This is a genomic window from Leisingera methylohalidivorans DSM 14336, from assembly GCF_000511355.1.
GTDB lineage: Bacteria > Pseudomonadota > Alphaproteobacteria > Rhodobacterales > Rhodobacteraceae > Leisingera > Leisingera methylohalidivorans.
Map to the genome: position 1 here is coordinate 3,069,077 of NC_023135.1, position 13,064 is coordinate 3,082,140.

Here is a 13,064-nt window from a genome sequence, read left to right on the forward strand (position 1 = left end):
TCTATGCATTCTTGCCTGCCTCTTTTGCCTCGGCTTCCTCTTTTGCTGCTACCCGTTTGGCGTGTGGTAGCAATGACAGAAAGCCAGTGTCCCAGCGTCCATTTTTCGGTTCGAAACGCCAAATCTGGCCCTCGCTATCCTCGAGGCGGAAGGAACTCGACGGTTGAATATCGATAGGCTCCTCATAATACCAAGTTTCAGTATCAACCAGTTCAATGCATTCGGCATCGAGATTAAGGAAAGCAGGATAGCTCCAGAACCGTGCGTCCATGCGAACACCGTCGCTCAATTGCTCTGGCTGCATTTGAAGCCATTCGTTTCGCCAATCATCGAAAATCTTTCGCTCGGCCTCTGCACGGCCAACACGATGGACCAATGCCAATGCAAGTTTCCAAGAAAGAGCGCTGCGATAGCTCGATCGTTCATCAATCTCCCAAGCACGCTGCATTCTGTTGAACTTACGGTGAGACCAAAGCCAAGGAGATTCCCGCCAAAGACATTTCAGTTCGCATGCATCTTCCAGCTCTCCGAGACTGATGCCAGCTTGCACCAGCCTCGAAAGCGCCCTGAAACTTGACGAGAACGGGAACTCCTCCAAGACTGCTTTCCAGCGACCTTGAAGCAGGGCACGCTCGGCAAGCTTTATGATCCGCATCTGGCTGACCAGCCTTGCGGCGTATTCATCCAATAGGTGACTATCGGTGATAGTCTCTTCTTCAACAATCTGAGAAGATAGATCTGGATCTTCCTCAAATAGATCCAGATCCAAAAGGTCTTCCCACTGGGCGTTCTCGGTTTCCTTCTCGACCTCTCGTGAACCAAACTCCGGAAACGCTCTGAAATCAGTAACGTCAAACGAAGCGTCATGGGTGCTGTCGCCTTCAATTTCCTCACCGAACTTGTATGGAAGCGCAACCTCCCAGAGCTCGTCGGCCGGTTCAGCGAACTCATCGTCTTCATCAATGAGTTCATCATATTTGTCATCCGCCTCCACAAGCTCGACTTCGCTACTCAAGCTCGACGGAAGGGGACTTGGTGGAGCCAAGCCGGGATCCGGATCGGACTCCTCTTTACCCGAAACTTCATTCTCCACTTCAAGTTTTGTGAATGTCTCAGTTGTTGAAGGATTTTGCCCGGAAGCAGGAGTATTCACTCGCATTGGGTCTTCGCCGCGTGGATTGGCAGGAATATCCGTCGCGAAAAACTCACGCTCGAAAACAAGCAGGTCCGGATGAAGACTGCTCTCGATTACATCCGGGGGAGCGGCCGCGGGTTCGTCAGGCACCGAGCTGACCTTAGCCTGTGTGGCTTCCGGCAAGTAATCAGCATCGGGGAAATCAGAATTGGACAGTGGCTTCAAATCTGGATGCGCGGACGCATCCGAGGAGCCAGCCAGTTTTCGCCTAAATTTAGAAAAAAGACCCTTCATCATTTAGCACTTTGTACAAGAGCCAAAGCACACAGCGTATTCACCAGCTGCATTTGCTCAACAGTATTACACTTCGCCTCACGCAATCGCGGGGCTCCAAATACCAATGCGAGTCCCTTGGCGCGGGAGACCGCGACATTGATGCGGTTCAGGGAAAACAGAAACTCCATCCCGCGCGAGGTTTCTTCGGCGGAAGATGCGGTCATGGAAACCAGACAGACCGGAGCCTCTTGCCCCTGAAACTTGTCCACGGTTCCGACACGGACACCCGATGGAAGGGCATCACGGAGCGCGCTTACCTGTGCGTTGTAAGGGGCGACAACGATGATGTCCGTCTCGCGCATCGGCCGCGTGCTGCCGTCTTTCTCCGTCCAGCTGCTGTCAAGGAGGTCAGTGACGGTTTTGCCAATGGCGGCGACTTCTTCCTGTGCGATCTGTGCATTGCCCTCATGCGGAACCGGCACCCAGAAAGCTCCGGCTTCGGGAAGCGCCGTGCCTGTCACGCGCTGGCTAGACGTATCAGGATGGCTGGTCAGTCGGCCTTCATAGACCTGCTCCGAGATGAACCGACAGACTTCAGGATGCATACGCCGGGATGTGGGAAGGAAAATTCCCCGCTCGGCTGGAACCGTCGCATGCTCACCGAGCATCCAATCCAGGCACGACAGGTTCGCAGGCTCGGGATGTGCCCCCTGGATGACCTGCGGCAACTGCCGCGGGTCGCCCACAAGTACGATGTTTCGCGCGGCACGACCCATGGCAGCCATGTTCGCAAGTCCAACCTGGCCGGCCTCGTCCACGAACAGCCAATCAAAAGCCTGCACATTTTCGTCGCGCGAGAAGAACCACGCAGTGCCGCCCACGACATGCCCGCCATTGGCGGCCTCTGCGTTGTCGGCCGTGCGATGAACATCGCAATCTTCGGGATAACCATCCTCGCTACCAGAAACCTTGTGCACGAGTTCGAGATTGATCGGCAGGTCTTCGTCTTCCAACGCTGAAAGACAGCCCATCAGCACATTCCGGATAGCCTCGTGGCTGTTGGATGCGACGCCGACGCGATGGCCCTTGCGCACCAAAGACAGGATCGCGCGTGCACTCACATAGGTCTTGCCGGTACCGGGTGGTCCCTGGATCGGCAGGACGGATCCATCCATGTCATTCACCACGGCAATGGTACCCGCGACGGGGTCAGCCTCGCCCAGAAGATCATCCCTTGGGCCGGAGCGGAGGTGTGGCGCTGAACGCGACAGCAAGTCATCCACCGCCGTGTACCGGCGCGCACCGCACTGATCGGCGATCACGTCACGCAAAGCACCGGCAATGACACCTGTCTGGATCGGCCAGTCCGGATGCAGCGTCAGTTGATCCGCCAGAAGATCGGCCTTGCCGGGACCTGCTTTGACGGTGATCTGACGAGCGCGGCGATCCATAGACTCGATCCCGACCGTTGTCGGGGGACTGTCGAACACTGGAACCGTCGCCTTCTTGCCGCTCCGCAGTTTCGTTTCCTGTTCTGGGTAGGTGTATCGGCGCGCGAAGGATCTTTTGACGGGTTCGACAGGACCCAAAGCCTCAAGCCCGCCAAGCGCATCGAGATCGTCGAGCAGATCATCTTCGTCCTTCGCAGCACTATCGAATACGGCCCATTGCGCGGGCTTAACCTCGCGGCTGTGAAAGACGCCCAGGTTAAACAGCATATCCTGCCGCGCCTCGGGCAAGCCGGACCCTGCCAGCATGTTCCGCAATGATTGCGTATCGGCGCCCTCTTCGACCTCTTTATCACCTGCATCCGGGGCAAGTGTCGGCCAAGGGCCGACAGGCCGGATGCCAACCAGCCAGTCGCGCAATTCCTCGGTCGAGATACAGTCGACGCGGTTGTAATCCTCGATCTCGTCCAGAATCTGCTGGTCCTGCGTTTCGCGCCAGCGCTCATATGCCACGACCGAGCCACCCGCCGTCTTGACCTCACCGTCGCGCTTGCGGTCGTAAAAAGCCTCCATCGATTTGATGGAATAGTTTGGTTCCGACCCGATCAGCCCGCCGCGGACCACGGCGAACAAGTCGACGAAGCGCCGTTCCCGGAGCAGCCGGTCGTGGAAAGCTTCACCGATACCATATTTCGTGGTCAGGCGTTTCAGCGCGGTGATCTCGTATGGCGCGTAGTGATAAATGCGCGCAGTGGGGTATTGCGAAATCCGCGCGCGAAAGAACGCCAGCAAGTCCGACAATGCCCGCGCTTCTGCGTCGTGGTCATGGGCCCAGAACGCCTGGAACTGCCCGTCGAACCAGATGCCGTGCAGATATTCGAGGCCGCCTTCATAGTGAGGATCGCCTTCGATGTCGTAGAACAGGTCGCCCGTCTGAGGTTCCGGCAGGAGGTCGAAACCTTTGCCAGGCTCCAGTGCCCGCAGTTCGAAATCTGGCTCGCCGGTTTTGCGGGCCTGTTGCAGGCGGGCCTGAGTGACCAATCGGGCCAGGGTGTTTTCGGCCATTCCGCGCACCGGGTGATCCAGCGTCGAGAGAGCCTCCAATGTGTGAACACCCGCTGCTTCTAGCTTTTTCACCTGGCCACGACTGATGTTGGCGACATTGAACAAGCTGTCTTCGGCGTGCCAGACGCTGTTGCAATGTTCGACCCAGCGGCACAGACCGCAATCCGCACATGGCACCGGGCGTGTTGGCTGCGGATCGGAGACGAAGGCTTCCAACCGTTGTCGCGCCATCCGTGCATAGGAAGAGTAGTCTGCCAGGCGCAGCGTCGCTCGGGTGCCGTCTCCCAATTCGACATGCGCGAACTCGGGCACCACCCCCTGAATTTCCGCCAACAGATCGGAATACAGAACCAGCTGAAGCACATGTTTGGGATCAGCCCGACGTTTCAGCTTGGTGTCGGCCACTTCATAGCTGAACGATCCAAGCGCCGAGGGGGTCTCGACACGCTCCAGGAAGTCAGACCAGCCGCCCCAGCTCCCCGACAGAAACGCGCCCTGAAACACCACATCCGGACCCTCAGCGAGCGCCGCGCGCGTTGCTTCGGCGTTTTCGCCAAGTTTGCCGCGCTCGATTTCCATGACCGTGCGCCCGGCCTCCTTGAGATGTGCAAGATGCGCCGCCTCATGCGCATCGCCCTGCTTTTGCAAAAGCGCTGCGTCCTCGCTGTCGTCGCCCGGCTCCGGGCCCGTTCCGCGCATATGTGCCAGATCAAGGGTGGTCGCATGTGCGCAGCCTGTGAAGCGCATGAGATCCGTAGCGGACAAGAATATGCGACCGTCGAAATCCCTCATGGCTGCTCCAATACCTTTAAAAATCAACCTCCGAGGGAATCACCTCGACAGACCGCAAGCTCATCAATATCTTGCAAGGGTGTCAATTTCTGGCATGGAGTTCAAATGTCTTTTGCAAAAGCGCAGGACTTGCTTCGCCTTGCCCAGATGGCGGCTTCCCGCCGAGGAGGCGTCAGCCTTGAGGACATCTGCGCTGAGTTCGATGTTTCGCATCGCACTGCTCAACGGATGACCGAGGCTCTCGAAGCAACTTTCGTGAACGTTTCGACCGTAGACGACGCCGAACGACGGCGATACTGGCGGATGGACGCACCCTTGCCAGACCGACTGCAGCCCCGGCAGGAAACGGCGATCGAGGCGCTGGAAATCGCGGCACGCACCGCGCGCGATGAAGGGCGAATACGGCACTCACGCGCTCTGGAGGATCTCCGCGACGGGTTGCTGGCGCGATTGAATCCAAGGGACGCGCTGCGGTCGGAAGCCGATGCAGAGGCAGTGCTGGCTGGATTGGGACAAGTCACGCGCCCAGGCCCTACCGTCACACTGAAGCCTGCCGTGACGGATGCTGTCATCGAAGCGCTCCGCGGTCCCTTCAGGCTGCGCGTCTGCTATGGCGCTCAGGGCGCTGCGCCGCGTGTGATCGAACCGCATGGCATGTTGCTGGGGCACCGCACCTATCTTGTGGCACGCCAACCCGCGCGTGGAGAAGACATCCTGAACTTCCGCATGGATCGGATTCATGAAGCGGAGGTTCTGAACGAGAGCTTTCAGCTGGCCTCGGGTTTCTCTCTAGAGGCCTATGCCGCTCAGGCGTTTGGTGTCTATCAAGACCCCGAACAATACGGCGAAGTCGTGTGGCGCTTCACACCTGAAGCCGCGGAGCGCGCCGCCGAATTCCGTTTTCATCCCACCCAAGTTGTCGAGCCTCAGGACGATGGCAGCCTGATCGTCAGGTTCAAGGCAGCGGGTTGGTTGGAAATGGCTTGGCACCTCTATCAATGGGGCGACAAGGTAGACGTATTGGCGCCAGCAGGATTGCGCGAATTGATTGCGGGCCACCAGAGGTCGGATTTCGACGCTTTACCATGAAAATATTGAACAGGAATTTACTATGACAAACGGCCTTGACCATACAGCTCTAAAAGCAAAACAACGCGCCGTTCGCGAAGGCTTCCCCGAAACCATGGGACTGCGCGCTCACCGCGCCATCAGTTGGGTCGGCCGTGCAGAAGCCTGCGGCGAGGACTACGATGCGCGTTTCATTTTCCTTTGGATCGCATTCAACGCGGCCTACGCCGACGAGCAGGAGTTTCAGGCGGTAGCGCCGGGAGAACGCGCTGCTTTCATGGAATACTTCGATCGACTGGTCGCCCTTGATCAAGACCAACGCATCTACAAGGCACTGTGGCAGCGGTTTTCCGGTCCTGTTCGGATGCTCATGGAAAACCGGTATGTCTTCAATCCCTTCTGGAAATATCACAATGGGATTGACGGGTTTGAGGATTGGGAGGAACGCTTCAAGACATCAGCCCGAACATTCGCGACATCATTCCAAGCGGGAGACACCGCACGAGTCCTGAGCTTCGTCTTCGACCGGTTGTACGTCCTGCGAAATCAGCTCGTCCACGGAGGATCAACCTGGAACAGCGGTGTGAACCGATCGCAGGTTCGGGACGGCGCTGAAATCCTTGGCTTTCTGATGCCTGTTTTCATCGACATCATGATGGACAACCCAAATGAACACTGGGGTAAGCCATTTTATCCCGTCGTCGAATAGGTTCGAAACGGCCTATGCTCATCACGTTTCAATTGGATATGCACGCCCGAGCTTGGTCTCTCATAACAGCATAGTCCGCCATCATCTCGACAACAGCCGATCCGTCTGGCAGCGTCGCCAGTTCCTCGGCAGCCTGTGCCTGAAACTCCCTGCTGTATTCGACGACCGGCGGACACGCTGCCACGCCGCCAGCTTCAAAACCTGCCGTCGCGCAGCCGGTCAACCAACTCGTCGCGACTACGAGGACGGCGAGCCGCCGCCTCCAGCATCCTCCGCTGAACCTCATTGGTTTTCTCCATGGTCTCGAGCTGCTCGGCCAAGCGACCGACGCGCTCGCCGGAACGGCGCAGGGCCAGCAGGAACAGAAGGATCGCGAAGGCTGTGACGGCGGAACGGAGCGCTGTGCGCGCCCATGCCGATCCGGCGAGCGTGACGACGAGTCCGCCGATCACCGACGCCCCCGCTTCCAATCGTCGAGGCGGGCGTAGATCGTGACCGCGATGCCCCCGAGCGCGACTGCGATGAACAGCCAGCGGAGCGTATCGAGATACGGCACAAGCGGCAGGATCGAGGATTGGGTCTCCGCCAGGACGCTCTGCGCCACCTCGACACCCGCGGCACCCAGCGTCGCCACTCCGGCCGCGCCTCCACCCTTCATTGTGCGGCTGTCAGTCAGCACCTCGCGCGCTGGCGGCGTCTCCGACGCAAAGGCCGTCGCCCGGACTAGGAACCGCTCGCCCCACTGCCGCGCGGGCCCGAGATCGACATGCATAAAACCGGAGCGCGGGTAGAACCCGAAGCCGAGGAACCCGACCTCGCGCGCCGCAGCCTCGAAGGTCACGGGGTCGTGGTTCGCCATGGCGATGTCGAAGGCGGCGCCATCCATGTGCTTCGACCGGGTCGCGCCGCCGACAGCGCGGTTGTGCTCGGGGCTGCGATAGGCCGAGCGGACGATCAGCGGCTTGTCCAGCCGGTCACGCAGCGCCTGAAGCTTGTCGAGCGCCAGTTCGTTTACGAGCAGCTTACCGGTGCCCCGGCAGGCGATCTCGGCCGGGCTGAAGTTCGGCCAGCGCCAGGCACTCTCGGGCACCTCGCGCCAGTGGTCGTAAAAAGTCGTGGTCATTGGGGGTCCTCCAGAAACGAAAAGACCCGCCTCGGAGGGGGGTCGATTGGACTGACAGTTTGGGGTGGCGAGCAGCTATGGACCGCCGCCGAAGATTTTCAGCTTGATTGCGATGCCCGCCAGCAGCGCCAACATGACGCCGGTGGTGATCATGCGGACAGCGGTCTGCATCGCGGTGCGGCGCACCAGCCGCACGCAGTCGAGCAAGGACCGCAGGTCGCGGATATCGAGCGCTGCCTCTTCACCATCGAGGCCGACATCGGCCAATGCGCGTTTCGCGCCCTCTTCTGCGGCGCGTGCTAGCATGGCCTCGAACTCGGCGTCGGGTATGCGGACGAAGCCCTGATCGGATCGAGGTGGTGTCATGGGGTAATCCTTCCGCCGCTCAGCCGATCTTGCAGCCCCAAAGGGACGTTTGATCCGCCGCGAAATATCCGTCCTGCGCTCGAAAATACCCCTGGAGCTCAACCGTATCGCCCGCCGTCAGCGGCACCATCGTCTGCAACCAGAGGGCCGTGGCTTCCGAGACATGCGCGCCGCTGATCTCACCATAGGAGCCCCGGATTTCGGTCGCGCCGTTCAGCAGGAGCCGCCCGCGCATCCGCGCCGACGTGCTGGAATTGACCTTGTAGAGCAGCGTCGCGCCAAAAAGGTAAGTGCCGTCCACGGGCGCGGTGAACAGGTTGGTACTGGCATCAAAGGCACCCTGATCGTTATAGTCGGTGTTGTTGAGGCCGATCTTCGTCCAGGTCCCAACGCCGACATAGTTGTCGTAGTTCGTGTAAGCCTTGAACCGCGGCAGCCGGGGCTGGTCGACGATGCCGGTGGCGTTGTCGACGTTGAGGCCGTCGAAGAAGGTGCTGCCGTCGGCCGAGACCGCGAGGCGGAAGCGGTCGGAGCCGAAGAGCCCGACCAGCGCCTTGGTCACGAAGTTGGTCTGCAGGGTCAGGCCGAGATCGTCGCCCGCTGCCTCCTTGTTCAAGGTGTAGAACAGATCGCCGGTGCCGCCCTCGGCCACGGTCTTCGCCGTCCAGAGCGCGGCGTTCAGCTTGGCCGAGAACGGGTTCGAGGCGTCCGCCGTTGTGCCGAGCCCGAGCAGCGCCATATTCTGCAACTCGCTGGGCGTGGTGCCGACCCAGCCCGCGCCATCGTAGACCAGCAGCAGGCCCTCATCCTCGATCCACGCCCGCCAGCCGGTGCCGGGTGGCAAGCGGAGCCAAGCGCCATCGGTCCAGAGCGCGACGTTCAGGTCCCAGCCCGCCCAGTCGCCCGTCGCGCCCGAAGCGACGATGTATCGGTCGCCGTCGGCGGGGCTCGCTGGGGGTGCTGCCAGATCGCGGTCGAGGACCGAGAGATGGACGAGCCCGTCGAGGATCCGCAGCGCCTCGTTGTGGGTGACATGCTTCTGGGCCTGCGCCGCCAGGATGTAGGGCAGCAGGAGATGGGTCGTGGCGTCGGACATGGGATGGCCTTCAGAACGTGAGCGTGACGGTCTTGGGCGAGCCCCGCCCCACGAGGGCGGAGAGCTGGAAGATGCGGATGTCGAGCGTGTCACCGGGGGCGAGCGGCGCGCCCCAATCGGCGGTCTGCTGGGCGGCCGTGTAGACCGCGCTCGTGGTGGCGGTGCTCAGCACCCGCTTCACGGTGGCGCCGTCTAGGATCTCCACCTCGTAGGCTTCGAGCTCCTCGGCCAGCGACACCTCGAGCCCGCCCCAGCTGTCGGCCGCGAGTGCGCGGGACCGGCGCGTCCAGCGGATCGTGAGATCGCCGGACGCACGCGGTCTGCGCCATGGCTGCTCGACATGGGCGCCCGAGAACGGCCGCAGACCGACGCCCTCGGGCGTGAAGACCTGCGCCACATAGGTCTCGTCGCTGACAGGACGGCTCGCGGGGCCGATGCGCCAGTTCCACGGGATGCCCAGGTCGGCCTCGGCGATCGGCAGCGATGCCAGCGCAGTGTCCAGCACGACGACACGCGCGCCTGCAGGCGCCGGGTTGCCCATGGCGGCCTCGGTGCCACGCTGGCCCCGCAACAGCCGGGTCAGCCGATACCGGCCGGGCGCCAGCAGCTCGGCCGAGCCCGCCTGCACGATCTCCCCGATACCCGGCGCGCTCTCGATGGCCAGCGCATTGGCGCCGCCGAACAGAGTCAGGTCGGTGACGCTTTCAAGCGTGCCGGTCAGCAGATCGACCACCAGCGCATTGCCGAGGTCGAAGCGCGACGTGGGCCCCGCATAGAGGTCCGAGACGAGCGCCCCGATCCGGGCGCGGCTGCCGAAGGTCGTCAGCAGCTCGAAGCCATCGGTCGAGGGGCTGCGAAACACCGCGATCTCGCCCGGCCAAGGGACGGCATGGGCTGCGGCGAAGGGGCGATGCGCGGGCTGGTCCTCGGTGATCTGCGGCAGGTCCATCAGCACCGCCTCGGGTGCGCCGAACACCACGGCCCGCGTCAGCGACGTCGCGCGGGGATCGCCGGGCGGCAGATCGTAGGTCGCCCGGTCCTGGCGCACCGCCTCCATGCCGCGCGCCTCGGCGTCGGCGATGGAAACGAGCCGCAGATCGACCAGCCGCCCGTCATGTGCGAGCCGGATCGCATCGGCCGGATCCAGCGCGAGCCGCGAGGGCGGCAGACGGAACGCCGCCGTCTCGCGGCCCACCCACGCCTCCATCAGCGCGCGGCGGCTGCGGCGTTCGGCCTCCTCGGGCGGCACCGCCATCGGAAAGCTCTCGGACGCGATGCGCGTCGTGTCCACCGTGATGCGCCGCGCCTCGACGAGGGCGGCGTCGTAGTCCTCGTCGGCGCGCGCGACCTGCCATTTCAGGGCCTGTGGCAGTTCGGTCTCCTGGCCGCGGGTGAGTTCGAGGACATCGCCTTCGCGGGCAGCGACCAGATCGTCCGGTTCGACGCTTGCCACAGCCGCCCGGCCGCGCATGACGAAGCGGATCACCCCCTCGGTCTCGACGGCATCGAAGCCGAAATGCCGCGACAGCGTTGTGATCGAGGCACGCGGGCTCTCCAGCGCGCCGATGGCGTAGCCCTCGACCGCGCCCCAGAGGCCGGTGACGTCGATGCGATCCTCGGGCAGGCCCGCGCGCAGGCAGAGGCGCCGGACCAGCGCCGCCAGAGATACCGCGCCGAGCCGCCCGGTCAGCCAGTGCCCGAGCCGCCAGTTCGCCCCATCCGTCCAAATATCGGTCAACGCCGGAAAGAAGGGATACGGCCGCGCATCCCAGGTCCAGGCGGCGCATTCGGGGATGTGCACCATCCGGCCGCCGTAGACCATCGAGGTCGGGTTGTTCGCGGCCTCGCCCCACCAGAGATAGGTCGCCTCGAGATAGGCCCGCTGGATCGCGTCGTCGCGCCAGCCCCGCGAGAAATGCGGCGTGAAACTCTCCGACGACTTCGGATCGAAGAAGACGTTTGGCTGGTTGGTACCGCGGTCAATGGCGGGACAGCCGAGCTCGGTGAACCAGATCGGCTTTGACTGCGGCACCCATGCCGTCGGCATGCCGCTCTCCACCCCGCCCGGGCGGTCATAGTGCGGGTTCGACCACCAAGCGCGCAGATCCTTGTAGCGGAAGACCCACGGCTTGGCCGCCGCGCCGTCCGTGATCGCGGTCCGCACCTGTGCCGACCGATCGGCGGCGCTAGCGTAGAACCAGTCAAAGCCTTCGCCGCCCGCAATGTTCGCCTGCAGATAGGCGCGGTCGTAGATCGCGGGCCAGCCCTCGGCTGCGTCGAGATGCTCGAACCCGTCACGCCAGTCCGACAGTGGCATGTAGTTGTCGATCCCGACGAAATCGATCTCCGGGTCGGCCCAAAGAGGGTCGAGATGGAAGAACACGTCGCCGCTGCCATCGCCCGGCTGGTGCCCGAAATACTCCGACCAGTCAGCGGCGTAACCAATCTTTGCTCCGGACCCGAGGATCGAGCGGACATCGGCGAGCAGATCCCGATAGGCCTGCACGGCCGGATAAGTGGCCGCACCCGAGCGGATCGTCGTCAGCCCTGGCATCTCGGTCCCGATCAGGAACGCATCGACACCGCCCGCCGCCGCGCAGAGATGGGCGTAGTGCAGCACCATGCGGCGCAGGCCACAGTCGCCGGGCGCGCCGATCCATGAAACCGATTGGCCGGAGATGCTGAAGCTCGCGGGCGTCGCCGCGCCGAACAGCGATGCGACCTGGCTTGCGGCCGTAGCGGTCTTGTCCACGGTCCCCGCGTAGCCGGCCGCCGGAGAGCAAGTGATCCGCCCCCGCCAGGGGAACGCGGGCTGACCCGTGTCGACGGCGTTGTCCGAATACGGGTTCGGCAGGGCGTTTCCCGGCGGCACGTCCATCAGGATGAAGGGATAGAAGGTCACGCGCAGACCGCGCGCCTTTATCTCCTGGATCGCCTGAACGACAGCAAAGTCGGCGGGCGTGCCGCCATAGACCGGACGATCCTGATCGTCGCGGCTGACCAGAAAGGCATTCGCCCGGCTGACGCCATTGACGGACCATGTCGACGGCGAGGTGGTCTTGGCAGTGACCTCGACGCCGGGCCGCACCTTGCAGTTCCCAGCGCGCAGATCGTCTCCGAACCAGGCCACGACCAGCGAAACGCTTTCGACCTTTGGGGCCATAGCCTGCAGACGGTCAAGCGCCACCACAATGTCGGCGGTGTCGGTCAGTGCGTTGAGGTTCTCGGGCTCGGACGAGCCGCCTCCGCCCTTCCGGATGCCCTGCGTGGCATAGGCGAACTCACCTGAGGCCGGGATCATGGTGACCGCTTGCGTAAGACCCTCCGCCGTGTCCGGATCGGCCAGCGGGCGGAACACCTCGAAACTCAGTTGCGGGATGCGGTTGCCGTAATTACCGAGCGGCAGCTCCACGAAAACGACATAGGCCGTGCCGCGATAAGCGGGCGTGTTCGCCGCGCCCATCTTCGCGGACATAAACGGATCGATCGTCTGGCTCTCGTCACCTGGATACCAGCGCCAGGTTATCCCGGCGGTGTCCAGCAGCTTGCCGTCAGCCCAAATCCGACCGATGCCGGTGATGGGGCCCTCGCAGAGCGCCACGGCGAAGCTTGCATAGTAGAGATATTCGGTGGTCTTGACCTTGCCGCCACCCCCGCCGCCCTTGCCGCCACCCTGCGTGGTGGTCTTGGTCTCCTCGCGGAAATCCGTCGCCCAAATGATGTTGCCGCCGATCCGCATGCGGCCATAGAGGCGCGGGATCACCGCACCTTCCGTGGCCGAAGTGATGTGCAGATTGTCCATCCGCGCGCCTTCGATCCGCTGGGTGGGCGCCAGCGACGAGATGATCCAGCTATCGACGACCGAGCCAATGGTGGAACCGATGAAGCCGCCGATTGTGGCCGCACTGACGCCGAGGATCGCGCCGCCGATACTGCCGCCAATGGCGGCACCTGCGGCACCGAGTACGAGGGTGGCCATGGGATGA

At 62.7% G+C, this 13,064-nt stretch carries 9 protein-coding genes; 2 read left to right on the forward strand and 7 right to left on the reverse strand.

Annotation, left to right across the window (positions count from 1 at the left end):
• Nucleotide 1: 1 nt before the first annotated feature.
• Together METH_RS15080 and METH_RS15085 are read right to left on the reverse strand one after the other, a co-directional pair.
• Nucleotides 2-1,432, reverse strand: coding sequence for a hypothetical protein (locus METH_RS15080; protein WP_024091342.1), 1,431 nt, complete (start codon nt 1,430-1,432; stop codon nt 2-4).
• Nucleotides 1,429-4,716 (reverse strand): TM0106 family RecB-like putative nuclease, encoded by a 3,288-nt coding sequence (locus METH_RS15085; RefSeq protein WP_024091343.1) that lies wholly within the window; start codon nt 4,714-4,716, stop codon nt 1,429-1,431. The genes METH_RS15080 and METH_RS15085 overlap by 4 nt, the downstream gene beginning before the upstream one ends.
• 105 nt (nt 4,717-4,821) lie before the next feature.
• Between METH_RS15085 and METH_RS15090 the strand changes: the two genes are divergently transcribed.
• Complete coding sequence (locus METH_RS15090; RefSeq protein WP_024091344.1) at nt 4,822-5,805, forward strand: helix-turn-helix transcriptional regulator; 984 nt, start codon at nt 4,822-4,824, stop codon at nt 5,803-5,805.
• A 22-nt stretch (nt 5,806-5,827) separates the two neighbouring features.
• Nucleotides 5,828-6,493: a HEPN domain-containing protein gene (locus tag METH_RS15095; RefSeq protein WP_024091345.1), complete on the forward strand. Its 666-nt coding sequence runs from the start codon at nt 5,828-5,830 to the stop codon at nt 6,491-6,493.
• Between the two features lie 194 nt (nt 6,494-6,687).
• Here the strand turns inward: METH_RS15095 and METH_RS15105 are convergent, their stop codons facing one another.
• The 5 genes from METH_RS15105 to METH_RS15125 all read right to left on the reverse strand — a co-directional run bounded on the left by METH_RS15105 (nt 6,688) and on the right by METH_RS15125 (nt 13,057).
• The gene (locus METH_RS15105) at nt 6,688-6,945 is read right to left on the reverse strand and encodes a hypothetical protein (RefSeq protein ID WP_024091346.1); all 258 of its coding nucleotides are present in this window, start codon (nt 6,943-6,945) and stop codon (nt 6,688-6,690) included.
• On the reverse strand, nt 6,942-7,616 hold the full coding sequence (locus tag METH_RS15110) for a YcbK family protein (RefSeq protein WP_024091347.1): 675 nt from the start codon (nt 7,614-7,616) through the stop codon (nt 6,942-6,944). Before METH_RS15110 ends, METH_RS15105 begins: the two co-directional genes overlap by 4 nt.
• Before the next feature lie 75 nt (nt 7,617-7,691).
• Nucleotides 7,692-7,982 (reverse strand): DUF6127 family protein, encoded by a 291-nt coding sequence (locus METH_RS15115; RefSeq protein ID WP_024091348.1) that lies wholly within the window; start codon nt 7,980-7,982, stop codon nt 7,692-7,694.
• 19 nt (nt 7,983-8,001) lie between these two features.
• Nucleotides 8,002-9,078, reverse strand: coding sequence for a DUF2793 domain-containing protein (locus METH_RS15120; protein WP_024091349.1), 1,077 nt, complete (start codon nt 9,076-9,078; stop codon nt 8,002-8,004).
• Between the two features lie 10 nt (nt 9,079-9,088).
• Complete coding sequence (locus tag METH_RS15125; RefSeq protein WP_024091350.1) at nt 9,089-13,057, reverse strand: baseplate multidomain protein megatron; 3,969 nt, start codon at nt 13,055-13,057, stop codon at nt 9,089-9,091.
• Between the last annotated feature and the right edge of the window lie 7 nt (nt 13,058-13,064).

Coding starts and splice junctions, on each gene's coding strand:
- METH_RS15080 (WP_024091342.1), bottom strand. CDS start 1,432: ATGATGAAGGGTCTTTTTTCTAAATTTAGGCGAAAACTGGCTGGCTCC.
- METH_RS15085 (WP_024091343.1), bottom strand. CDS start 4,716: ATGAGGGATTTCGACGGTCGCATATTCTTGTCCGCTACGGATCTCATG.
- METH_RS15090 (WP_024091344.1), top strand. CDS start 4,822: ATGTCTTTTGCAAAAGCGCAGGACTTGCTTCGCCTTGCCCAGATGGCG.
- METH_RS15095 (WP_024091345.1), top strand. CDS start 5,828: ATGACAAACGGCCTTGACCATACAGCTCTAAAAGCAAAACAACGCGCC.
- METH_RS15110 (WP_024091347.1), bottom strand. CDS start 7,616: ATGACCACGACTTTTTACGACCACTGGCGCGAGGTGCCCGAGAGTGCC.
- METH_RS15115 (WP_024091348.1), bottom strand. CDS start 7,982: ATGACACCACCTCGATCCGATCAGGGCTTCGTCCGCATACCCGACGCC.
- METH_RS15120 (WP_024091349.1), bottom strand. CDS start 9,078: ATGTCCGACGCCACGACCCATCTCCTGCTGCCCTACATCCTGGCGGCG.
- METH_RS15125 (WP_024091350.1), bottom strand. CDS start 13,057: ATGGCCACCCTCGTACTCGGTGCCGCAGGTGCCGCCATTGGCGGCAGT.